We start from the raw sequence: 24,002 nt of genomic DNA, 5'->3' as shown, positions 1-24,002 counted from the left end.
AATGCGTTGTTACTTCACCAGAAAATCGGCGGCATTCGAAATGCCAACCTCTTCTTCGGCCAGTAAATTGCCCGTAAACGGCTCAATGGGCGTATAACTGCTTTCGTGTACGTCTTTGTACGGTTTGTTACTGGCCAGATTATACGCGGTAATGATCGACCAGCGCGGTTTGTCGGACAGGTTAGCCGCCGATGCGTGCAGCGTATTGCAGTGGAAAAATGCCGTATCGCCGGGTTCCATTTCCAGGTATTCCAGCGGCATGATTTTGAGGGCTTCGTTTACCTTCTCCATATCGGCCCCAACCTGCTCACCCGCAAAACCGTGTTCAATCCGCCCCATTTTATGCGACCCCTTAATCATCTGCAAACAGCCGTTTTCTTTGGTCGAAGGCGTCAGGGCGGTCAGCACGGATAGCATATCCGGAAACAGAAAACCGTTGTTTTTATACCAGTAGCCGTAATCCTGATGCCACTCCCAGGCCCCGCCGGTACGCGGTTCTTTCTGCATCAGTTTGGAATGATAATGCGCAGCCGTACCCCCCAGAATCTGCTCAACACCGGCTATAATTCGCGCAGACCGGGCAAATTTGCTGTACAAACTGTCGTCCAGGGTATACCAGAGCGCCAGCCGGGTTTTCATGCCCGATGCATCGACGCGGTCGTAGGTTTTGCTGCTCAGGACTTCATCGCCCACGGCAATGGCATACAGCCGCTCGACTTCCGCTTTGGAGAACAGATTGCGCACAATGACGTAGCCGTCGCGCTGATACGTCTGGAGATGATCGTTGGTAAATGTCATGATAGTCTATTCGATTAAAGAAGATAAAGCAGATGGAAAAATCAGAAGTGTGTTTGAATTACTAGCGTTTTGCCAGTCGTGCCTGGTATTCGCGCAAAACCGCGATGGTATTGCGCAGATTGGTGGGTTTATCGCCTTTCATGGCAAAACACTGGACCCCGATTGGCCCCCGAAAACCCAGGTCCTGAACCGCAAACCGTACCAACTCGTAGGTATCAAAACTGCCGGTTCCGAGCGGCAGGATATACTGGTTCCAGATACCGCCCGGCCCGTTGTTCATGCCCGCAGCATCGACATTATTGGCCCCACTAATGGTGATCATTTTCAGGTGCGGTTTTAGGGTGGTAAGCAACCCTTTCCAATCAGCCCGTTCGGCTTTAGGCGTGGTAGCCAGCCAGTGACAAAGATTGAACGTCAGCCCTACATTGGGTCGGTCAATCTGTTTCACCAACCGGAGAGCATGGTCAATCCGTTCGACGTAGAAATCAACGTGCGGATAAATAACCACCTGTAAATTAGCCTGTTTAGACCAGTCTGCCAGTTGACGCATCCGGCGAACCACAATCGTGTCGGCCCCGCCGGAAGAGGGCGCAAACCGCTTTTTACCACTCACAATAAACGGGGCAATAATGGTTTTTGACCCGCGTAACGCCCGGATAGCGGGTTCAATCCGGCTATCCAGTTGTGGGTCGTCGAGGTCCATTTTAATGTAGAAATACGAACCGGTAAACTGGTGCTTATCCAGCGCGGCTTTCATACCGTCAAACGAGTCAAGCTGGTTAATTTCAACCCCGTCAAAACCCAGACTTTTAATGAGTTGCACCTGCTGATCGAAGGTCTTATACGTTGAATCCCCGCGTATGGCGTTGTGCAACACAAAAAAATCGTTCTGTTTTTTGGGCAATCGCTGCGCCATAACGGTCCCGGCCAGTATGACCAGCCACCCGAAAACCAATAGCTTTTTCATCGTTCGTTGTCGCTTAAATGGCCCATTCTTTACGCACCAGTGGAGCCGCCAGCAGCGCATTGGCCGCATTATTTCCGACGAATAATTCCTTTTCGGGATTCCAGTTCAACTTTTCGCCGATCTGGCAGGCAATCAGCCCGATTTGCGAGATCGAAATCGTGCGGTGACCCACCTCGATGGGTTCGAGTGTTTTGCGACCGGTTTTGATCGCTTCCACAAAATCCACCTTATCCCAGAGTGTTTTCGACAAATCCAGTTCGTTTCCTGACGGTTTTGAGGTAAGTATGGCCGGATTGCTGGCACTGAGGACGCCCGGGTAATTATCCACCAGAATCCAGCCTTCCGAGCCGATATACTTGATGCTGGGCGTGCTGGTCGGCGACTGTAGGCAAGTCATTTCGACGCCGTTGGCGTAGCGGTACGTGACGGTAAAGTTGATCATGGAATTCCACAAACTTTTCGGAAACTCGCCTTTGCCTTCCACCTCGACCGGCCCCGAATATTCGCTGTTGTTGGCCCATTGCGCCATGTCGAAGTAATGCGCGCCCCAGTTGGCAATCATGCCCTGCGCGTAGGTATCAATCCGCATCCAGTTTGGCCGTTTGGTCAGGTCGAACGGTGTATGGACCCGCATATCGGTATAGGGCACATACGGCATCGGTCCCAGCCACAAGTCATAGTCCAGCTCTTTGGGAACGGGCATATCAGCCTGCGCCGGAACCGGGGGCGGGTCGGACGGAAACGAGATTTCGATTTTCTGCAAAGTACCGATGCGGCCATTCCTCACCAGTTCAACGGCCTGATTCTGCGGGCGGATCGAACGGAATTCACTATCGGTCCGATCCACAATCGGTACACCGGTGCGTCCGTATTTTTTCAGCGCATCGACCAATGATCGACCCTGATGCACACTCATGCTGAGTGGTTTTTCGCAACTGATGTGTTTTTTGGCTTTGGCCGCCAGAATGCCCATCGGCACGTGCCAGAAGTCGGGCGTCGAAATCATCACCGCATCGATGTCTTTGCGGGCAATAATTTCCCGAAAGTCGCGGTGGGTCGAGCAGCCTTTGTAGCTTCCACCAGCCGTTTTTTTGGCGTAATGATCTTCAATGGCGGTTTTAGCTTTGTTCATCCGCCAGCTATCGACATCGCAAACGGCCACCACCTGGGCATCGGGCACATCAAGCAGGCCCGGTATCCGGACGCCCAGCGTACTCAGATTGCTTCCCTGCAAATTCTGGCCGTAGCCCTGGCGACCGGTTCCGATCAGCCCCACGGTTATACGGTTCGAGGGGGCGTTTTTGCCGAACACCGTAGCCGGTACGATGGTCGGTATACCAATGGCAGGCAGCACGGTGGCAGCAACGGCACTGTTTTTTATAAAGTTTCGACGGTTCATGGGAGGGGTTTAATTTTTAGGTTTCGGAAGGCAACACTATGGCCATGATCCTGGAGCAGGATATGACCTTCCGGAATCTGAGCAAAGCCCGCGTAATCCTTGAATTTACTGTCGGCTACGCCCTGCCGGAAGGACTCGGAGGTTCGGTCAACGGACAGCACTTTTACGCCGTCGAGCCAATGTTCGATCCGGTTATTGTTCACAACAATGCGCGACTGGTGCCACTGCCCCATCGTCACATCCGGTTTGCTGGCGGCTACCACGTCGTAAATTGAAGCGGTTTTAAGATCGGCGGGGAGGTGCTTGCCGTTATAAATATAGTCCGCATCATCGATGAGCTGGTATTCATAACCGGCCTGCGAACCGATAGCCGGTTTGGGTTGCCGTTCTTCAATGAAGTATTTCACCCCGCTGTTGCCGCCTTTGCCTAACTTCCAGTCGAATACCAGCTCAAAGTGGCGGTATTTCTTAACCGTCACAATATCACCGGCATCCCCGGACTCGGCTCCTTCGTGGAGTTCGCCCCGCAGTTCACCCGCTTTGACGACCCATCCTTTTTGGGGAAATTCCGTCGCATAAGCACCCCGCCAGCCGGATGTGGTTTTACCATCGAAAAGCAGTTCCCATCCCTGCTTCCGTTCGGCTGCACTAAGCACATTTGCGTTTTGCGCCACAGCTACGGGGCCGGCTAACCCCAGACATATCATTATTGCTGCCGTAAACTTTGTTTCCATACCGGCAAAATTCCTTTATTTTCTTTCATTATTTTGATACACCATTTGCCAGTTTTATAGTAGATTTTGCATTTTTAATCTTTTTTCAAGAAATGCTGCAAATCCAACGTAATTGGTCATTCATGCGCCCCGACCGTCTTCTGGTTCCCCAACAGCCCCACCGTTCGTTTGATCTGCGGCACGAGCGGCTTCCTTTCTTTACGAATCCCTGGCATTTTCATCCGGAAATCGAATTGAATTATGTGGTCTCCAGTGCCGGAATGCGGTTTATCGGACACAGTATCGACCGGTTTTCAGACGGAGAAATTATTTTGCTGGGATCTAATCTGCCGCACTACTGGAAGAATGATGCGGTGTATTCGGAAGCCGGAAACAGCCTTCAGGCGGAGGCCATTGTGGCCCGTTTTACGCCCAATTTTGCGGGTGAGCCATTTTGGGAACTGCCCGAAACGAAGCCCATTCAGCGGCTCCTCAACCGGGCGGGCGTGGGTTTGAAACTACTCGATCCGCTGCGTGCCGACATTGCCGACCAGCTTCGGGCAATGGTCAATCTGGACGGTTTGGCCCAACTGACGGCACTCCTGCACATTCTCGATCAGATTGCCCGGTCCGAAGCCGTCGTAGCCATTTCGCCCGGTTATGTGCCGACTCCGCAGTTGAGCCGCCAAAGCGAACGACTCAGCCGGGTTGTGGGCCACTTGATGCAACGGGTCCAGGCTCCCGTTTCGTTACCCGAAATTGCGGAATTGGCCAACATGAATCCGGCCGCTTTCTGCCGGTATTTTAAATCACAAACGGGTCAGACGCTCACGCAGTTTGTCATCGATCTGCGCATCCGCTACGCCTGTGATCTGCTCACCCGAACCGACGGAAGCATTACGCTCATCAGCGAACAGGCTGGTTTTGAAAACGTTTCGTACTTTGTGCAGGCATTCCGAAAAAAACAGGGTGTAACGCCGGCCCGGTTCCGGCAGCAGTTTTAAAGCTGATGACCGCAGGTCGTTTTGGGGAGTGCTACTCATAAGCTTCTGATTACTATCTTCAGGTATCCTTTTATCATTAGCTCGACAGAACCTATGGCAGCACATTTCATGAATGGCCCCTTCTCTCGCTACGGTCTGATTTTTTCGTTTCTAACGTTGCTGACGGGTCTCACCGCCAACGCCCAGAACGCGCTCCCCAACGTGACCCGCGACCTGCTGAACCGGGGGCCCTATTTCAGGGCTTCGAATTACGACATTACGCCCATTTACACCATGCCCGGCCCGGACGGCCGGATTCTCGGCTATCCCTATCTGGACACGGCTTTCGCCCGCACAACGGTTACCTTTTACCAGAATATGGCCAAACCCGGCACCAAACCGTTTACCGAAATCACCGACGCCCCGGTTCGGTACAACCTCCAGGCGAATGACCTCGAATTTCTGGTCGATACGAAAACCGTCAAAGCCGTCAGCGGAGAGCGCGTTCGGCAGTTCAACATGGAGCGCAACGGCCAGACAACCCGCTTCATCAACGCCACCGAAGCCGGGGCACCCGCCGACCTGCGCGGCTTTTTTGAGCAGGTGACCGACGGCAGGCTCAAACTCCTGGTCCGACACCAGATTTACGTCAAAAAACCCACTTATAACCCCGCCCTGAGCGTCGGCACCAAGGACACAGAGTTGATCCGGGAAGCCGTCTGGTATGCCAGCGACGGCAAAAACCTGACGAAGCTGACACCCAATCGAAAAGGTTTGCTGAGCGTGATGCAGGATAAAGAATCGCAGATCAGTGCGTACTTAAAGGAGAAAAAGCCGGACCTGAAAAACCCGACGGCGCTGGCCGACCTGTTTGCGTATTATAATTCACTCTGATTGCCGACCGGTCGCTGTTTTGCTCGAACTTTGCGAGTAACTTGCGCGATTATTTTATTTTTACTGACCTATTTTGATTCATCACCCATGAAAAGTCGTCGTTCCTTTCTCCGTTTAAGCACGTTTTCGCTGCCCTTTTTGGGTTTTAACCGTCTGCCGGGTTTATCGGGCGGGCTGGTAGCGGGTCAACCCATTGTTGTTTCCACCTGGGACAGCGGAACCATTGCCAACGGAGCCGCCTGGCCGGTTCTGCAACGCGGAGGAAAGGCCATCGATGCGGTGGAACAGGCCGGTATAGCCATCGAAAACGACATCAACTGCTGCGTCGGGCTGGGCGGAAATCCCGACCGTGACGGGCGCGTTACGCTCGATTCCTGCATCATGGACGACAAGTTCAACTGCGGCTCCGTGGCCTTTCTGGAACGCATCAAACACCCAGTTTCGGTGGCCCGGAAAATCATGGAAACCACGCCCCACGTTATGCTGGTCGGCGAAGGTGCCCAGCAGTTCGCGGTGGCCAACGGCTTTCCGCTCGAATCCGGCAAACTGTCGGCCGATGCAGACAAAAGCTACCGGAAATGGCTGGAAAAATCGGAATACAAGCCCATCATTAACGTTGAACTGAATCAGAAAAAACCCGCCCTGAACGATAAAAAAACCTTTGCACCCAACAAGCTCGACAACGGCTCGCCCAACCACGACACGATGGGGACGGTAGCCCTCGACGCATCGGGCAATCTGTCGGGTATGTGTACCACCAGCGGCATGGGCTTCAAAATGCGCGGGCGCGTCGGCGATTCGCCCATCATCGGAGCGGGTCTGTACGTCGATAACGAAGTGGGGGCCGTGACCTGCTCGGGTCAGGGCGAAGAAGTGATCCGGATGTGCGGTTCGCACCTGGTGGTTGAGTTCATGCGGCAGGGCCTGTCGCCCAAAGAAGCCTGCCGCCGGGCCGTGGAGCGGATTGTCAAGCGTGATCCGGCGCGGGCCAGAGACTTTCAGGTGGGTTTCATTGCGCTGAACCGCAAGGGCGAAGTTGGGGCTTTTTCGGTGCAGAAAGGGTTCAACTACACCGTTACGTCGGCCAACGTTCAGCAGCAGGTTTTCAACGCCGAGCATTATTTGTAGCCCAGAACGGCCCGGTGGTCTTCATTACCGGAACGGTTTTTAGTCCACCGGGCCAGTCAGCGGGTTTGATAATCCAAAAAGTCGGCGGCTTGGGTGCGTTTTTATTAGTACCTTTGCGCTTTCAAATTCAGACCCGATTCAAAGTGTCTTCTATTCTCCGTATTGCATTGCAAAAGTCCGGTCGACTGAGCGAGGATTCGTACCAGTTGTTTAAAGAGTGCGGCATTCGCTTCGACTACGGCACCGGCAAGCTGAAATCCGTTTCGTCGAATTTCCCCGCCGAGTTTCTGTTCCTGCGCGACGATGATATTCCGGGCTACGTCGAAGATGGCGTGGCCGATCTGGGCATCGTGGGCGAAAACGTGGCCGTCGAGTCCACGCATCAGGTCGAAACCGTCCATCGCCTGGGTTTTTCGAAATGCCGTCTGTCGCTGGCCATTCCACGCGCCACCGAATGGCACGGTATTCAGGATCTGGCCGGTAAAAGCATTGCCACCTCCTACCCGCGCATTCTGGGCAATTACCTCCAGGAGCAGCGGGTCTCGGCGGAGATTCACGAAATCAGCGGCTCGGTCGAAATTGCGCCGGGCATTGGGCTGGCCGAAGCCATCTGCGACATTGTAAGCTCGGGCAGTACGCTGCTGAGCAATGGGCTGAAGGAAGTGGAGGTGATTTTCCGCTCCGAAGCCATCCTGATTGCCCGCCCGACGCTGGAGGCCGAAAAACAGGCGTTGCTGGAAAAACTGCTGTTCCGGATCAAAGCCGTTCAGGCCGCTAAAAACAATAAATACATCGTCCTGAACGCACCGAATACCGCACTGGAGCAAATCACGTCGCTCCTGCCGGGCATGAAAAGCCCCACGGTGACACCGCTCGCTACCGAGGGCTGGAGTTCAGTCCATTCGGTCATTACGGAAAACGATTTCTGGGAAAATATCGAAGCCATTCGCTCCGCTGGTGCGCAGGGTATTCTGGTAATCCCGATTGAAAAAATGATTTATTGATTTTTCAGAGAAGAGAGAATAGACAAGAGAAAAAAGATGTTCACCCTATTACTCATCCTGTCTCATCTCTCTTGTCTATTCTCTTTTGTCTAACGATGCAAATCCTTTCTTTTCCATCCCGTGCGGAGTGGCCCCGGCTGCTGGCCCGACCCGTGCAGTCGACCGAAGCGATTGAAAAAGCCGTTGCGCCCATTCTGGAACAGGTTCGCAACCGGGGCGATCAGGCGCTGGCGGAACTGTCGGAGAAGTTTGATAAACTGACCTATACGGGCCGTCCCGTTCAGCCCGCCGATTTCAAAGCTGCCGAAAATCAGATTTCCCCTGAGTTGAAAGCCGCTATCCAGCAGGCCTACCAGAACATCCGGAAATTTCACGAAGCCCAGCGGCAACCGGTCGAGAAAATCGAAACCATGCCGGGCGTCACGTGCTGGCGTCGGAGCGTGGGCATCGAGAAAGTCGGGCTGTATATTCCGGGCGGCACAGCTCCCCTGTTCAGCACGGTGCTGATGCTGGGCATTCCGGCCCAACTGGCAGGTTGCAAAGAAGTCATTCTCTGTACACCCAGCGATCACCCCGCCATTCTGTACGCGGCTCAACTGGTGGGCGTTACGAAAGTCTTCCGCGTGGGGGGTGCCCAGGCGATTGCGGCTATGGCCTACGGCACCGAATCCATTCCGAAAGTGTACAAGATTTTCGGACCGGGCAACCAGTACGTTACGTCCGCCAAAATGCTGGTGGCGAAGGAAGGCATGGCGATTGACATGCCCGCTGGCCCCTCGGAAGTAGCCATTTACGCCGACGAAACTGCGGTTCCGTCTTTTGTGGCTGCCGATCTGCTGTCACAGGCCGAACACGGAGCCGACAGCCAGGTTCTGCTGGTTTCTACAGACAAAAACGTTTTATCAACGGTCCATCTGGCCCTGATATCGCAGTTGGAGCGTTTGCCCCGGCATGAACTAGCCGCACAGGCCATCAAAAACAGCAAGGCCATTCTGGTGGAAACCGAAGACGAAGCCGTCGACCTGCTGAACGCCTATGCCGCCGAACACCTGATTCTGAGCGTCAGCAACGCCGAAACCGTAGCCGAACGGATTACCAACGCCGGTTCGATTTTCCTGGGGAATTACACCCCCGAATCGGCGGGCGACTACGCATCCGGCACCAACCACACGCTACCGACCAACGGCTTTGCCCGGGCCTACAGCGGGGTTTCGCTGGACAGCTTCGTCAAAAAAATTACGGTTCAATCCATTACCGAGGACGGTATTAAGGCGCTGGGACCCACGATTGAAGCCATGGCCGAAGCCGAGTCGCTGCAAGCCCACAAGCACGCGGTGAGCCTGCGGCTGGCGAGTTTGCAATGAAACACGACGGCAGATTTGTTATCTTGCATAGTAGTGAGTATGCCCGCAGGGGCTGAAAACCATTAATCCGGCTGTTTACCGATAAACCATTAACCCGTATTGGGTAAAAAATCCGTCCTTCTGTAGCTCGGCAAAAAGCTACAGTCGATTTCCTAAGTTTCAGATTCCATGTTTGACCTCAATACCATCCTCCGCCCCCACATCCTGACGCTCACCCCCTACTCCTCGGCCCGCGACGAGTATACCGGCAAAGAGGGGATTTTTCTGGACGCCAACGAAAACCCGTTCGGATCAGTCGTGTCTGATTCGACACTGGATGATTCGGAAACGGAGGCCTATTATAACCGCTATCCGGACCCGCACCAGTATGCCATCAAGGAACGACTGGCCCCCATCAAGAGCGTTCGGCCTACGCAGATTTTTATCGGCAACGGCTCCGACGAACCCATTGACCTGCTCGTACGGGCAACCTGCACACCGGGTCAGGACTCGATTCTGATCGTGCCGCCAACCTACGGCATGTACGAAGTGAGCGCGGCCATCAACGATGTGCAACTGATTAAAGTCCCGCTGAAACCGGATTTTCAACTGGACGTTCCGGCGATATTGGCGGCCATTCAGCCCCGGACGAAACTGCTGTTTGTCTGCTCGCCCAACAATCCAACCGGCAACCTGATCGACCGCAGCGATGTCCTGACGCTGCTGGACAACTTCAACGGGCTGGTGGTGGTCGATGAAGCCTACATTGATTTCGCCAGCACGCCGTCGTTTACGACCTTACTGGACCAATACCCGAATCTGGTCGTGCTGCAAACCTTCTCCAAAGCGTGGGGGCTGGCGGCTCTGCGCTCCGGGATGTGCTTTGCATCGGAAGCCCTGATTGAGGTTCTGAACAAAATTAAACCACCCTACAACGTCAGCGGTCCGACACAACAATTGTTACTTAAAGCCCTGAACAACGTCTCTATTAAAGACGCGATGGTGACCCGGATTCTGGCGCAACGGGAAGAATTAACCCAAAACCTGCTCAATTTGCCGCTGGTTCGGCACGTTTACCCTTCGGATGCCAACTTCCTGCTGGTGAAATTTGACGACCCAAAAGCGATTTTCGACTACCTGATCGGGCAGCAGATCATCGTCCGCGACCGGCATCGCGTCAAACTGTGCGAAGGCTGTCTGCGCATTACCGTCGGAACCGAGTCGGAAAACCGGCAGGTATTGAGCATGTTGCAGACCTACGCGGATCAAATTTCCACAACCGTTTAAGTAAGTATTCTATGAAAAAAACGCTTTCTCTGCTTGTCGTTCTCCTGATTGGGCTGACCATTTCCCGGCAGGCCCACGCCCAAACCAACAACTGGGCCGTCGGTTTCCGCATCGGCGAACCGGCGGGTGTCAACATTCGGAAGTATTTCGGTGAAAACCACGCCTTTGATTTAAACTTCGGCACCTATGGCGGTATTTACGGCACCCGGCGCGGCTACCGCAAAGGCGTTTATAAGAATGTCGGCTTTAGTGTTCAGGGCCATTATCTCTGGCATGGGTCCATCGGTAAAGCCGAAACACTCCATTATTATTACGGCTTTGGTGGTCAGATCAACCGCCGACGGTATTACCCCGATCAGTTCAGGGTGGGCAATTTTTATGATAATACGATTTCCATCGGCGGGTCGGGCGTAGCGGGTCTGGAATATTTTCTGCCCAACAAACCGTTGTCCGTTTTTCTGGAAACCGGCGCGTATGTTGAAGTCATTCCGGCTCCGTTTTTTCTCGGCTTTCAGTCCGGTCTTGGGGTTCGTCTAAATTTATAAATGAAGAATGAAGGGGAAACTATCGGTTTCCCCTTCTCTCCTGCTTCCTATGTTTAAAGTCTTCAGTTCATCCGCCGGATCAGGAAAAACCTACACGCTGACCAAGGAATATCTCAAACTGGCCCTGCGTGACCGGACCGAACTGGGCAAATCGTTCGAAGCCCACCAGTTCAAGCACATTCTGGCCGTTACCTTCACCAACGCAGCCGCGCGCGACATGAAGGACCGGATTCTGGAACAGCTTCAGAAAATCACCTCCGGCGACCTTAATTCGCAACTCCGGGACCTGTCCGAAGAACTCCAGCTTGAACCGGCGGAACTCCAGAACCGGGCGCGGCAGACGTTTCATACGATTCTGCACGACTACTCCGCGTTTTCCGTCCTGACCATCGACAGCTTCGTGCAGCGCGTCGTGACGGCTTTCACCGACGACCTGGAATTGCCGTATAGCTTTGAGGTGGAAATGGACACCGACGCCATCCTGCAAACCGCCATCGACCGGCTGCTCGAGAAAGTTGGCCAGGAAGATTACCCCTATCTGTCGGAAGCACTCGAAGAGTTTTACCTCGAAAACGCCACCGATGGCCGAAGCTGGTACGGCTTGGCCGGAACCCTCGCCGATTTTTCGAAAGGCCAGCTAGGCGACCGGAACTACGACTACGTACAGAAACTGAAGGAACTCAATCCGGACCATTTCCGAACGATTCGGCGGAATCTGCGCGAAAAAAACCGCGAAGTCGAGAAACAGATTGAGCAACTGGCGCAGGACGGACACCGGTTGATTCAGCAGGCCGGTATTTCCGAAAAAGCCTTTTACTACGGCGACAAGGGCGTTGGCGCGTATTTCAAAAAACGGGTTTCGCTCACGGGTTTTCCGGAAGACCCCAATTCGTACGTACGGAAAGCCATCGACGAGGATGTCTGGCACTCCGGCAAAAAGACCTTAACCCCCGAACAGCTTCAGATTGAAGCAATTAAGGAGCAACTACGGGATTACATTCTGCAAATTGAAAAACTCCGGCAGGACAGTCGGCTGCGCTACCGAACGTTTGGGGCCATCGAGCAGCACCTGCAAAAAGTGGCCCTGCTGAAGCAAATTAAACAGGAGTGCGACGATTTACTGCGGGAACAGAACCGGATTCACATTTCGGAATTCAACCGGCTAATTGTGAAAGTCGTAACCGAAGAACCCGTGCCGTTTATTTACGAACGGCTGGGCGAACGGTTTCATCACATCCTGATCGACGAGTTTCAGGATACCTCCAAGCTTCAGTTTGTCAACCTGCTGCCGCTGATCGACAACAACCTGGCCTACCAGCGGTTTAATCTGGCCGTGGGCGACGCCAAGCAGGCCATTTACCGGTTTCGCGGGGGCGACATGGACCAGATTGTGGCCCTGCACAGCGGCAAGCTTGACCCGCTGATGTCGGCGCACGAAACCAGCGAAATGACGCTCGAACGGCTTTCAGGTCTGCAAGCCCATCTGCAACCCGACCGACTGGCGACCAACTGGCGCAGTGCCGAGTCGATTGTGGAGTTTAACAACAGCTTTTTCCGGTTCATGGCCGATTTCTACGCGGGTACGGATTTCGAAAAAGTGACCGAGGTTTTCGATGAGCAATTCCGGCAGGCGTCGGCCAAAGCCGGGGTGCCGGGCCACGTTCAGCTCGACTTCATCGAAAAGCCCGACCGGTTTGCCGCCAAAAATGAGGACGAAGAAGGGCCGGACTTCAACACGCAAATGGTGGAACGGACGCTGGCCCTGATCCGGAAAGCCGTGGCCGACGGTTATCAGTACGGCGACATTGCCGTGCTGTGCCGGTTCAAGAAAAACGCCCGGAAAATTGCCGACTACCTGGAAGCCAACGACATCCCGCTGACTTCCGAAGATTCGCTGACGCTCCAGTCGTCGGAACGGGTTCGGTTTCTGGTTTCGCTGCTGCAATTGCTGCACCAGCCCGAAAACCGGATGGTGCGCTATGATATGCTATTCCTCTACACCCGGCTCATCAACCCGGATCGGCCCAACGCCGAACTGATGGAGTTTATGGACGAGATGGCGAAGGCCGAGGATGTGCAGGAGATTTTCCGCCTGATTTCGAAAATCGACAAAGACCCGCTCGACCCGGTTACGCTGCAACAACTCACCATTTACGAACTAACCGAAAAGCTGGCCGAGTATTTCGATCTTTACGAGAACGAACGGGATTGCGCTTACCTGTTCCGGTTTACCGACGAAGTGCTGAGTTACAGCAGCCGCTACAGCAGCCACCTCCCGGATTTTCTGGCCTACTGGGAAACCGCACAGGAGAAAGTATCGGTCAGCGCCCCGCCCGACCACTCCGCCGTTACCATCCAGACCATCCACAAATCCAAGGGACTGGAATATCCGGTTGTTATCATCCCGTTTGCCGACTGGTCGTACAAACCCCGCAACAACGAAACGATGTGGGCGGAACTGGGGCCGCTGGGCGAGCTGGACGAACTGGCGATTCCGGGAACGACGCGGCAGGAGATCAAGCGACTGAAAACCGCCACCATCACGATTCGGAAAGACCTGGATGAAACTCCGCTGGCGGGTCAGTACCAGGACGAACTCTACCGCACGTTTGTCGAGTGCATGAACCTGGTGTACGTGGCCTTCACGCGCCCCACCGACCGGCTGTACATCATCGCAGCCAGGCAGGACTTTTCGCCCACCAAAGACGGCGGCTACAAAAATTCCAACGGCATTGATTTCTGGCTGTATACCTATCTCACTGATTTACGGGGTAATCCATGCTGGGATGACGAAAAATCAAGCTATTCTTTATACGATTGTATAACTCAACCCGCCAAACGACCGTTACTAACGAGTGAACCTTTTTCGGTCTGGGTGGGCAACCGCGAAGGTACGCAACCGCTCCGGCTCCGGCGCATCGAGCGGACGTTCGACCCGACGGCTTTCGAGAAAAGCCGGGCGTGGTGGCAAAAAGTCTGCACGGCCCTGTCGCTGATTCAGACGCCGGACGATGGCGAACGAACCATCCGGCGAATGGTGGCCGAGGGGCTTTTGCGGGCGTCGGAGCAGGAAGCCATGCTGTCGGCACTGGACGCGCTGCTGAATCATCCGGAAATCGGTTTGCTCTTTACGCCAGCCAGTCGGTGCGACAACAACCGGCGGATTCTGGGCAGCAACGGGGGCAAATCGCAGCGCAGCGGCCCGAACCGGGTCGTGCATTTTCCGGACAGAACGGTTTTAGCCAACTACCTGACCGAACAGGCCGACGACGCCCAGCACGCCCGGATGCGGTCTTTCATGCGGATGTATCAGCAAATGGGGCATTCACGCGTGGAAGGCTGGCTGGTGCTCATCCCGGATCGCAGCGTCCTTAAACTAACCTGATTACTCAGCGTATGAAGCAATTTGTTTGGATTTTCTTTTTTCTAACCGTCGCCTATCGCGGTTTTTCGCAGGATTACCCCATTACTCCCGTTCCGCTTTCGCAGGTAAAAATACAATCCGGTTTCTGGTACGACCGGCTGGAAAAAGCCCGCACCGTCACCCTTCCACACGCCTTTCATAAACTGGAAGAAAACGGCAAATTCGACAACTTCGCCGTGGCTGGTGGACTAAAAAAAGGCACCTTCAACGGGGTTCGGTTCGACGAGTCTGACGTGTACAAAGTGGTGGAGGGAGCTGCCTACGCACTCCAGAACCGGTATGACGCCAAACTCGACCGCTACCTCGACAGCCTGATTACCCTGTTCGCAGCCGCGCAGGAACCCGACGGTTATCTCTACACCATCCGCACTATCTACGGCGACAGTACGGGTTTGAAAGACTGGATTGCCGGTCCACACCGGTATGGATTTGAGAACGGCAGCCACGAGTTGTATAACGTTGGGCACCTTTACGAAGCCGCCGTCGCTCATTTTCAGGCGACGGGCAAACGGAATTTGCTGGACATTGCTATTAAAAACGCCAACCATTTAGTAAAAACCATTGGTCCCAAACCGGGGCAGTTGATGGTGGTGCCGGGTCATGAGGAAATTGAAATTGCCCTTGTCAAGCTTTACCGCGTTACGGGCACAAAAAGCTACCTCGATCTGGCGCGCTTTTTTGTGGACATGCGCGGGCGGGGCGACAAACGGGCCCTGTTCCAGGATGCCCACAACCTCGGCCCGGCTTATTTTCAGGATCATAAACCCGTGGTGCAGCAAACCGAAGCCGTGGGTCATGCCGTGCGGGCGCAGTACCTCTACGCCGGAATGACCGATCTGGCGGCCCTGCAAAACGATCAGGCCATTCGGGAAGCGGTGATGAAAATCTGGGAGGACGCCACTACCCGCAAACAGTACGTGACCGGGGGCGTGGGCGCGCGTGAAAACGGTGAAGCCTTCGACGATCCGTATGTGCTGCCCAACGATGCCGCCTACGCCGAAACCTGCGCGGCCGTGGCCAACCTGCTCTGGAACCACCGGCTGTTTCTGCTGACGGGTGAGTCCAAATACATGGATGTGTTTGAACGGGTGCTATACAACGGTTTTCTGGGTGGGCTGTCACTGGAAGGAGACAAGTTTTTTTACGTCAACCCCATGTCGTCGAACGGCAAAAAAGATTTCAGCAACGGTCTGGCGGCCCAGCGTTCGCCCTGGTTTGGAATCAACTGCTGCCCGAGCAACGTGGCCCGCTTTCTGCCCGCCCTGCCGGGCTACATCTACGCCCTGCGTAATAACGAACTGTTTGTCAACCTGTTTTCCGACAGTCAGACGGAAGTGAAGCTGAATGAAACGGCGGTGAAGATTCAGCAACAGACCCTTTACCCGTGGGATGGTGCCATCAAACTAACGGTTTCCCCCCAAAAAGCTACGGCGTTTCCGATATTAATCCGGGTTCCGGGTTGGGCCACCAACCAGCCGATTCCCGGGGACCTCTATCGTTACACCGCCCAGCAAACACCTTCCATTAAGCTGACCATCAACGGCAAAGCAACTCCGGTAACGATTGAAAACGGTTATTTGAAGCTACACCGAACCTGGAAGCCAAACGACGTGGTGACGCTGACGCTCGATATGCCCGTGCGCGAGGTCGTTGCCAATGCAAAGGTAAAAGCGAATCACGGCAAAGTGGCGATTGAACGGGGACCAATTGTTTACTGCGCCGAAGGACTCGATAACAACGGGCAGGCCCTCAGCCTCACCCAAGCGTCCGATCAACGGTATACACCGGAGTTCCGGAAGGATTTTCTGGGTGGCGTTACGGTTTTGAAGACAGGCGGTGCCAAACCGACGACGCTTATTCCGTACTACGCCTGGAACAACCGGGGCGCGACCGAGATGGCGGTTTGGTTTGGTCAGGTTGGCAAATAAGGCGCCTGAAAAATAGTCAAATTATTTTCCAAATCGAAAAGCGAATTCCCTTAGACGCAGGAAGTTTCAAAAAGTAACGCATCGAGCGTTACTTTTTTTTTAACCGGGTGCTTTACTGCCCAACTCCCTTCCGGACGCTCTTTCAGACCAGCGGTTCTTTGAAAGAACCGATCTTCTATTTTCCGAAACTTAACGGCAGTCGTCCACGTTGCTCCAGATAACTTCTCAAAATCCGTATGAACGTTATTGTCCGAGAACCGTCTGAACCTCTTCGTTTGTTCGTTGACAAACTCTGGTACATCTCGGCGGATTATTTCAATCAGCAGGATATTGGCTTCCCGATTCTGCAACACGAACTGATTTTCAACTTCTCAGAGCATTTTTCGGTTGGGCAGGCCGACCAGCCGCCGGTCATCCGGAATGCCGAAAACTGGCTCAGTAGCCTTTACACCCGCCCGCAACGGAGCCAGACCTGGGGGCGGCACGAAACCTTTGGGGCGTTTCTGAAACCGTGGGCGTTGCAGGCCCTGACGGGAATTCCGGCTTGCGAACTGACGAATCAGATTCTTTCGGGGAATACGGTTTTTCACCGTCTGGTCGATGAAATCAGTGAGCAATTACGCGAAACGTCGGATGCCCACGCAAAACTGACGCTGCTCGAACGGTTTTTGACGAAACGGTTTCAGGATAAAGACGTTCCGGCTTATCTCATTTACGCAGCCGACTCCTTACGGCAAGGCCGCTGGCACGATGGGATGATCCGTGAATTGGCCCGCTCCCTCCGAATCAGTCCAAAATCGCTGACAACGGCTTTTAACAGGCACGTCGGTATCTCGCCGGGACGGTTTCTGCACCTGCGGCTGTTCAACGATGCGGTGACGCAACTTGCCAACAACCCGCACCAGTCTCTCACCCAACTGGCGCACGACCTCCGCTTTTTCGATCAGGCTCACCTGAATCACCTCTTCAAATCGCTCACCAACCTGACACCGGGCGAATACCGCAGGCAGGTGCTGGCCGGCTGCATCCGGCCCGAAACGCCCTGCTATTGGCAGGCCGGTAAAGCACAAGGGTAATTTTTATACAAGTTTTCGCTGACTGCGCGGGCTAATTTTACCGGAAAAACAACTCTTTGATGAGAAAGGTAAAATTATTCATCGCCACGAGTCTGGACAGTTACATCGCTGGACCAAACGGCGAAATCGATTGGCTATTTGCCGACGGAGATTTCGGCTACAGCGCGTTCATCCAAACCGTCGATACGACGCTGATGGGCAACGAGACGTACAAATTAACCCAAAGCTTGGGTGAATTTCCGTACCAATCGTTGACCAATTACGTGTTTACCCGCAATTCCGACGCGACGGAAGCCCCGTATGTAAAGTTTATTTCGGGCGATATTACGGCCTTTGTCGCCGACCTGAAACAGCAGCCGGGAAAAGACATTTTTCTGGTTGGCGGTGGGCAAATCAATGCCCTGCTCCTCGACGCCGGATTGATTGATGAACTTCAGGTTTTCGTCCACCCAATTAGTCTGGGGAAAGGTATTCCGCTGTTTCAACCGACCGAAAAAAGGCACCCCTGGCGGTTTGTGTCCAGCCGATCATTCGAACGCGGTCTGATTGAACTTCGATACGTAAAAGCCTGATCGACAGACAACGGCCCAGGGTTTAAGACCGTGGGCCGTTGTGGGTGATGGCCTGATTTTCAGACGGCTCGTTTAGCCTTTTGTTCCAGAATTTCATGCTCCTTGGCCGCTTCCAGCCGAAGCCGCTGATTCTGTTTTTCAAACACCTTAAACAAAACCACAAAATACGCCAGCAATAGCGGCCCGATCACCAACCCCAGAATCCCGAAGACGGGAACCCCGAGGACAATACCTGTCAACGTAATGAACGGGTGAACATCGCCCATACGCCGGGCCAGAATCACCCGCAGCAGGTTATCAACGTTGATAATCACGATGGCGCCCACGACCAGAATCCCGATGCCGCTACCCGTTTCGCCCTGCGAAATCATCAGAATACCGGCAGGTCCCCAGACAATGGGTGTTCCCAGAATCGGAATAAAAGCGAAAAAGAACGCCACCGTACCCCAGAAAGCCGCGTCCGGCACGCCAAAAATCCAAAGCGTCAAACCGGTCAGGATGGATTGCACCAACGAAACCAGTGCCTGTCCCAGAATATTGGCGTTCACCATATTTTTCAGGTCTTCGCCCAACTGGTCCAGCGTATCATCCTCAAAAGGCAGGTATTTACGCAATCCTTTGATAAATTTCTCTTCTTCCATGAAGATGAAGTACAGCCCCACATAGAGCAAACCCAGCGAGATAACCACGTCCAGCGTTCCGCTCAGCAGGGAAGGGAATTGTCGGCTGGCAAAACCGGCGCCCTGCTGCACCAGATTTTTGACATTTGCCTGATCCGTAATTTGAATACCGGTGGCCTTCTCAAGTTTGCTGATTAGCCCCAGTATCTGGTCCGTATGCTGGCTGTAGTACTGAATCCGATTGATCAGCAACAGACTCAGCGCCATAAACGGCATGATGATCACGATGACGGAGAAAAGAATAAGCAGAATGGTAACCAGCAGACGGTTCCACTTTCGCTTGTGTACCAGATTGGTAAACCAGGGCCGAAAAATAACGTATATAATTCCCGACCCCAATAAAGCAATGGTATATTGACGCAGCCCGACCAGAATAAACCCGGCGATGATAACCAGACTGACAATGAGTAAGATGCGTTGTTGTTTGGGAGTATAAATGGTAGCCATAACACGTTTGTAGGTAACTTCACCACAATAATACACCCGGTAACGGCTTTTGTTTAAGACAAATTAGTCAATCATTTAAATCTCAAGTGATTTTGCCTCCGCTACTCCATAAAAGAAGAAGTTCATACGCAGGCCAGGCCCTAAAAAAGAAAGTTGCAGCGTACGGTTTTTGACCGTTAAAACCCGGAGTCTGGAACGCGGAAAGAGTCACATCGAACTGGGTTGGAGATTACCGAGCGGGTCAACACTCCGTTGCGCTGAGCGCCAGACCAGCTTCGGAGGTTTCCTTGTATTTGGTAGACATATCGCGCCCGGTGGCTTTCATCACCTTGATGACGGCATCGAGCGAAATTTTCTGATTGGCGGGCGTTCCGGCAGTAGCCAGCAGAAAGGCGTTGTAGGCTTTCACCGCGCCCATCGCGTTTCGCTCAATACACGGAATCTGGACGTAACCGCCAATCGGGTCGCAGGTCATGCCGAGGTGGTGTTCGATGCCAATTTCGGCGGCTGCTTCCACCGCGTCAATCGGCTGGCCCGCGCAGTAGGTGAGAAAAGCCGCCCCCATGGCCGAAGCCGTCCCGATTTCACCCATGCAGCCCATTTCAGCCCCGGAAATGCTGGCGTTGTGCTTCACCAGAAAACCAACGGCCGCAGCCGCCCACATGCCTTTACGCAACGTGGTTTTGTCGTAATGAAAATGGTGCCGGGCCAGATACGTCAGTCCCGGAATCACGCCCGACGCCCCGGACGTGGGAGCCGTTACCACAATCCCGCCAGCCGCATTTTCCTCGGAAGCCGCCAGACAGTAGGCATTCAGAAAAATCAGAAAGCTATCCGACGACTGCGCCAGTCCCCGCGCCTGCTGGTACAGAACCGGGGCTTTCCGGCGCAGTTTGATCGACCCCGGCAGCGTTCCTTTGTGCCGCAATCCGCGCCGAACGGCTTTGTGCATAAAATCCAGAAGTAGGTCGATTCGCCCATTAACCTCCTTCGCCGACCAGCCCGTCAGGGCCATTTCGTTCGCTAGCATCAACTGTTCCAGCGTTAGTTGATGGTCGTACAGACGGGTTTTCAACTCTTTCATGGTCTGGTACGGATACGGTATTTCAGCCGCTGTTTTCTCAGCGGTGTCCTCCCCTTTTCGCAGAATAAAACCGCCCCCAATGGAGTAATACTCTTCCTCGAAAAGAGTTTTATCCCCGTCGGCCAGCCGGAAAACAACGGTATTGGCGTAGGGCGACTCGTATTTTTTCCGCTCAAAATGAATGTGTGCAACGCCTACGGCAAACTCCCGTTCACCAACCCGAACCGGATAGGTTACGTTCGGGTCTTTCAACAACGCCAGCAAAGCCGTCGGATCGGTCGATTCGGGTTGCCAGCCCAGCAAACCGGCCACCAGCGCGCGGTCGGTACCGTGGCCTTTGCCGGTTGCACTCAGGGAACCGTAAAGATGAACCTGAATGGAATCCGCCGTTTTCAGCGTCGATTCGGGCCGTTGCCGTAACCGTTCCAGAAAGTCGAAAGCCGCCTTCATGGGGCCAATGGTATGCGAACTCGACGGACCCGGCCCAACCTTAAACAGATCAAAAATGGAGGTGGTGATGGGTGAATTATTCATGAAAAATGGGTAGGAATAATAACCAAGTTGTATCTTTCAAATTCATTAGCCAATTGCAGGCCGTTGACCTGACAAAACTAGCGAAACCCACTTTAGCTTTTCCTAAACCGAATGAAACGTTTGCTGTTGCCCGTCCTTTTTTTGTCGGCGGCTCTTTTTACGGCGGCTCAATTCAGCACCGACCCTCCCCAACAAACCGCTTTATCCCGCGAATGGCCCGAATACCTCGGCGGCCCCGACCGGAACCACTACTCCCCGCTCGACCAGATCAACGCGTCCAACGTCCATAAATTGCAAGTTGCCTGGGAATACCACTCCAGGGACTCAGGACAGGTGCAGTGCAATGCCATCATTGTCGACGGTACGCTCTACGGAGTGACGGCTTCCAATCAGGTGTTTGCGCTGGATGCGGCCACGGGTCAGGAAAAATGGCGGTATAAGGAATCCAGCAAAGGGGGCGTCAACACGCTGCGGGGCGTTACGTACTGGAGCGACAAAGATGATAAACGCATTCTGTTCGGTTCGGGAGCTTCACTTTGCGCCGTCGATGCCCGAACAGGGGCGCTGATTCCGGGTTTTGGCACCAATGGAAAAGCCAGCCTGAAAGCCGGACTGGGGCCGACAGCAGCCGATAAGTTTGTGATTTCCAACACGCCCGGCACCATCTTCGGCGACCTGATTATCATGCCGTTGCGGCTTTCTGAGGGCTCCGATGCAGCCTTGGGTTACATTCAGGCATTCAACGTCCGGACGGGCCAGATTGCCTGGGTGTTCCGAACCATTCCAAACCCCGGCGAATTTGGCTACGACACCTGGCCGAAAGATACCTACAAAAACATAAACGTCGGCGGGGCCAACAACTGGTCCGGCATGTCCATTGACCGGAAGCGCGGCATTGTTTACGTGCCCACCGGATCGGCGGCTTTCGATTTTTACGGCGGCAACCGCAAGGGCCAGAACCTGTTTGCCAACTGTTTGCTGGCGCTGGATGCCAAAACCGGCAAACGGCTCTGGCACTACCAGTTTGTGCACCACGACATCTGGGACCGTGACCTGCCCGCTCCGCCGAATCTGGTGACGCTGCGGATGAACGGCAAAACCGTCGATGCCGTGGCGCAGGTGACCAAAACCGGCCACGTCTTCGTATTTGACCGCGTAACGGGAAAGCCGTTGTTTCCGATTAACGAAGTGCCGTACCCAAAATCGGAATTACCCGACGAACCCACCTGGCCGACGCAGCCCGTTCCGAGCAAACCGGCACCGTTTGCCCGCCAGACCCTTTCGGAAGCCGATCTGAATCCGTACGCCGAAAACCGTGATTCGCTGCTGGCCGTTTACCGACGCGCGAAAGTGGGGCCGTTTCAGCCGCTGGGCAAAACACCGACGCTCGTGTATCCGGGTCTGGACGGTGGGGCCGAATGGGGCGGGGCCGCCGTTGATCCCGACGGTATTATGTACGTGAATTCCAATGAAATGGCCTGGCTGCTGAGTCTGCGCGAAACGCCAAAAGACGAAGAACTGGCCCACCTCAGTCCCGGCGAACGGCTTTATACGGTCAACTGCTCGGTTTGCCACCGCCCCGATCGCAAAGGCAATCCAACCAGCGGCTACCCCTCTCTGGTCAACATCAGCCAGCGCCGGGACCGCGATTTCGTTCATAAAATCATCACGACCGGCAAAGGCATGATGCCCGGTTTCACGCGACTCACTGAGGTCGAAAAGCAGGCGCTGGTATCGTTCCTGTTCGGGGACGAAAAAGTGGAAGCGAGTTCGGCCAAACCCGGCAGCAAAGAACCGTATGTGCCCTACAAATTCAACGGTTATACGAAGTTCCTCGACAACAAGGGGTATCCCGGCATTCGCCCGCCCTGGGGTACGCTGACGGCCATCAACCTCAATACCGGTGAACATCTCTGGCAAAAACCGTTCGGCGAACTGAAAGAACTCACCGCCAAAGGCATTCCGCAAACCGGAGCCGAGAGCTACGGCGGTCCGGTGGTCACAGCGAGTGGTCTGCTGTTTATTGCCGCCAGCAAGGACGGTATGTTCCGGGTCATCGACAAGAAAACCGGTGATGTGCTCTGGCAAACCGAACTTCCGGCAGCCGGATACGCGACACCCAGCACCTACGAAGTGAACGGCAAACAATACATTGTTATCGCCTGCGGAGGCACCAAACTGGGCACCAGAAAGGGTGACAGCTACGTCGCGTTCGCGCTGCCGTAAGTCTGAATCGGGATTACACGGATCATGAAAACTCTGCCGCATACTCCCGGACAAAACTTCTGAAATCACGGGGAGGCTGGCCGGTTACATCCTGTACGGCGGAGGAAACCGCCGAGGCTTCTCCCCGGGCGTAATGGGCATAATCTTCGATCAAGCCATCGGCCTGCCATTCGGGAAAACCGACTGACAGCAGAGCCTGACGCATAGCGGCTGGTGGAACATCGACGTACTGAATCGGACGGTTCAGCACGTCGGAAAGTTGGGCGGCCAGTTGCGCGTGGGTTAAGGCCTCCGGACCGGTCAGGTCGTAGATTTTACCTTCGTGTCCGTTGCCGGTCAGGACTTCGGCGGCCACGGCGGCAATGTCCCGGATGTCGACGAGGCTGATGGCGGCATCGCCCGCTGTGGCAAAAAACTGCCCCTGTTTTACAATTGGATCGCGAAAGCCCAGCAGGCCCTGCATGAATAAATTAGGCCGTAGAAACGTGTAAGCCATTCCAGACGCTTTAATTTTCTGCTCCACGGCGGCATGATACCGCAGAAAACGAACCGGCGAATCCGGGCTGGCGGCCAGTTGCGAAAGCTTAACGATATGCGAAACACCGGCCCGCTTTGCGATGTCAACGAACCCGGTTTGCAGCGTTTCGGCCTGCTCGGATGAGTCGGTCAGCAGAAAAGCGCGCTCAATACCGTCGAGGGCTTTGCCAATGCTCTCAGCATCGCTAAAGTCGCCCACAACCCATTCACCCCCAGGGGGTTCTGATAAAGAACGGGCTTTTTCGAGGGAGCGAACCAGGGCGCGAAAAGCGATACCTTTGGCGGACAACTGCCGGGCGAGTTCGGAACCGATGGTGCCGGTGGCTCCGGTAATGAGAATCGAAGGTGAGGTTGTATTTATCATGATTGAGATGATTTATACGACAAAGTTCGCCCTTCAGGTCCGCTTAAAATTGTAAGAAAACGAAACGGC

At 54.3% G+C, this 24,002-nt stretch carries 19 protein-coding genes; 12 read left to right on the top strand and 7 right to left on the bottom strand.

Features of this window, described 5'->3' with window-relative positions; all coding sequences use genetic code 11:
* Positions 1 to 9: 9 nt before the first annotated feature.
* From LX87_RS21575 to LX87_RS21560, 4 genes are all read right to left on the bottom strand, one after another.
* Positions 10 to 798 carry a phytanoyl-CoA dioxygenase family protein gene (locus tag LX87_RS21575; protein ID WP_111630332.1) on the bottom strand — a complete coding sequence of 263 codons (789 nt, stop codon included), beginning with the start codon at positions 796 to 798 and terminating at the stop codon, positions 10 to 12.
* Between the two features lie 61 nt (positions 799 to 859).
* The gene (locus LX87_RS21570) at positions 860 to 1,765 is read right to left on the bottom strand and encodes a sugar phosphate isomerase/epimerase family protein (protein WP_170139416.1); all 906 of its coding nucleotides are present in this window, start codon (positions 1,763 to 1,765) and stop codon (positions 860 to 862) included.
* A 13-nt stretch (positions 1,766 to 1,778) separates the two neighbouring features.
* A complete protein-coding gene (locus LX87_RS21565) occupies positions 1,779 to 3,164 on the bottom strand; it encodes a Gfo/Idh/MocA family protein (RefSeq protein WP_111630330.1) in 1,386 nt (461 codons plus the stop codon).
* Positions 3,161 to 3,838, bottom strand: a complete 678-nt coding sequence (locus LX87_RS21560) for a 3-keto-disaccharide hydrolase (protein ID WP_229310761.1) — start codon at positions 3,836 to 3,838, stop codon at positions 3,161 to 3,163. The genes LX87_RS21565 and LX87_RS21560 overlap by 4 nt, the downstream gene beginning before the upstream one ends.
* 152 nt (positions 3,839 to 3,990) lie before the next feature.
* On the opposite strand from LX87_RS21560, the gene LX87_RS21555 reads away from it, so the two are divergent.
* From LX87_RS21555 to LX87_RS21505, 11 genes are all read left to right on the top strand, one after another.
* On the top strand, positions 3,991 to 4,881 hold the full coding sequence (locus LX87_RS21555) for a helix-turn-helix domain-containing protein (protein ID WP_146624526.1): 891 nt from the start codon (positions 3,991 to 3,993) through the stop codon (positions 4,879 to 4,881).
* 93 nt (positions 4,882 to 4,974) lie between these two features.
* Complete coding sequence (locus LX87_RS21550; RefSeq protein WP_146624525.1) at positions 4,975 to 5,754, top strand: hypothetical protein; 780 nt, start codon at positions 4,975 to 4,977, stop codon at positions 5,752 to 5,754.
* 87 nt (positions 5,755 to 5,841) lie between these two features.
* Complete coding sequence (locus LX87_RS21545) at positions 5,842 to 6,882, top strand: isoaspartyl peptidase/L-asparaginase family protein (RefSeq protein WP_111630327.1); 1,041 nt, start codon at positions 5,842 to 5,844, stop codon at positions 6,880 to 6,882.
* 143 nt (positions 6,883 to 7,025) lie between these two features.
* On the top strand, positions 7,026 to 7,886 hold the full coding sequence (gene hisG / locus LX87_RS21540) for an ATP phosphoribosyltransferase (RefSeq protein ID WP_111630510.1): 861 nt from the start codon (positions 7,026 to 7,028) through the stop codon (positions 7,884 to 7,886).
* 95 nt (positions 7,887 to 7,981) lie between these two features.
* The gene (gene hisD / locus LX87_RS21535; RefSeq protein WP_111630326.1) at positions 7,982 to 9,250 is read left to right on the top strand and encodes a histidinol dehydrogenase; all 1,269 of its coding nucleotides are present in this window, start codon (positions 7,982 to 7,984) and stop codon (positions 9,248 to 9,250) included.
* Between the two features lie 168 nt (positions 9,251 to 9,418).
* The gene (hisC, locus tag LX87_RS21530; protein WP_111630325.1) at positions 9,419 to 10,516 is read left to right on the top strand and encodes a histidinol-phosphate transaminase; all 1,098 of its coding nucleotides are present in this window, start codon (positions 9,419 to 9,421) and stop codon (positions 10,514 to 10,516) included.
* An 11-nt stretch (positions 10,517 to 10,527) separates the two neighbouring features.
* A complete protein-coding gene (locus tag LX87_RS21525; RefSeq protein ID WP_111630324.1) occupies positions 10,528 to 11,061 on the top strand; it encodes a hypothetical protein in 534 nt (177 codons plus the stop codon).
* Between the two features lie 49 nt (positions 11,062 to 11,110).
* On the top strand, positions 11,111 to 14,446 hold the full coding sequence (locus LX87_RS21520) for a UvrD-helicase domain-containing protein (RefSeq protein ID WP_170139415.1): 3,336 nt from the start codon (positions 11,111 to 11,113) through the stop codon (positions 14,444 to 14,446).
* An 11-nt stretch (positions 14,447 to 14,457) separates the two neighbouring features.
* Positions 14,458 to 16,413 carry a glycoside hydrolase family 127 protein gene (locus tag LX87_RS21515; RefSeq protein ID WP_111630322.1) on the top strand — a complete coding sequence of 652 codons (1,956 nt, stop codon included), beginning with the start codon at positions 14,458 to 14,460 and terminating at the stop codon, positions 16,411 to 16,413.
* Between the two features lie 236 nt (positions 16,414 to 16,649).
* Positions 16,650 to 17,489: an AraC family transcriptional regulator gene (locus LX87_RS21510; protein ID WP_111630321.1), complete on the top strand. Its 840-nt coding sequence runs from the start codon at positions 16,650 to 16,652 to the stop codon at positions 17,487 to 17,489.
* A gap of 59 nt (positions 17,490 to 17,548) precedes the next feature.
* The gene (locus LX87_RS21505) at positions 17,549 to 18,061 is read left to right on the top strand and encodes a dihydrofolate reductase family protein (protein WP_111630320.1); all 513 of its coding nucleotides are present in this window, start codon (positions 17,549 to 17,551) and stop codon (positions 18,059 to 18,061) included.
* A gap of 59 nt (positions 18,062 to 18,120) precedes the next feature.
* On the opposite strand, the gene LX87_RS21500 is transcribed toward LX87_RS21505, so the two are convergent.
* Complete coding sequence (locus LX87_RS21500; protein WP_111630319.1) at positions 18,121 to 19,188, bottom strand: AI-2E family transporter; 1,068 nt, start codon at positions 19,186 to 19,188, stop codon at positions 18,121 to 18,123.
* Between the two features lie 241 nt (positions 19,189 to 19,429).
* A complete protein-coding gene (locus LX87_RS21495; RefSeq protein WP_111630318.1) occupies positions 19,430 to 20,806 on the bottom strand; it encodes an L-serine ammonia-lyase in 1,377 nt (458 codons plus the stop codon).
* A gap of 111 nt (positions 20,807 to 20,917) precedes the next feature.
* Between LX87_RS21495 and LX87_RS21490 the strand changes: the two genes are divergently transcribed.
* Positions 20,918 to 23,032, top strand: coding sequence for an outer membrane protein assembly factor BamB family protein (locus tag LX87_RS21490; RefSeq protein WP_111630317.1), 2,115 nt, complete (start codon positions 20,918 to 20,920; stop codon positions 23,030 to 23,032).
* Positions 23,033 to 23,054: 22 nt separating this feature from the next.
* On the opposite strand, the gene LX87_RS21485 is transcribed toward LX87_RS21490, so the two are convergent.
* The gene (locus LX87_RS21485; RefSeq protein ID WP_111630316.1) at positions 23,055 to 23,933 is read right to left on the bottom strand and encodes an SDR family oxidoreductase; all 879 of its coding nucleotides are present in this window, start codon (positions 23,931 to 23,933) and stop codon (positions 23,055 to 23,057) included.
* Positions 23,934 to 24,002 lie beyond the last annotated feature (69 nt).

Source organism: Larkinella arboricola (genome assembly GCF_003259745.1).
In the GTDB taxonomy this organism is placed as follows: domain Bacteria; phylum Bacteroidota; class Bacteroidia; order Cytophagales; family Spirosomataceae; genus Larkinella; species Larkinella arboricola.
This window is presented reverse-complemented; position numbering and strand designations above follow the sequence as displayed.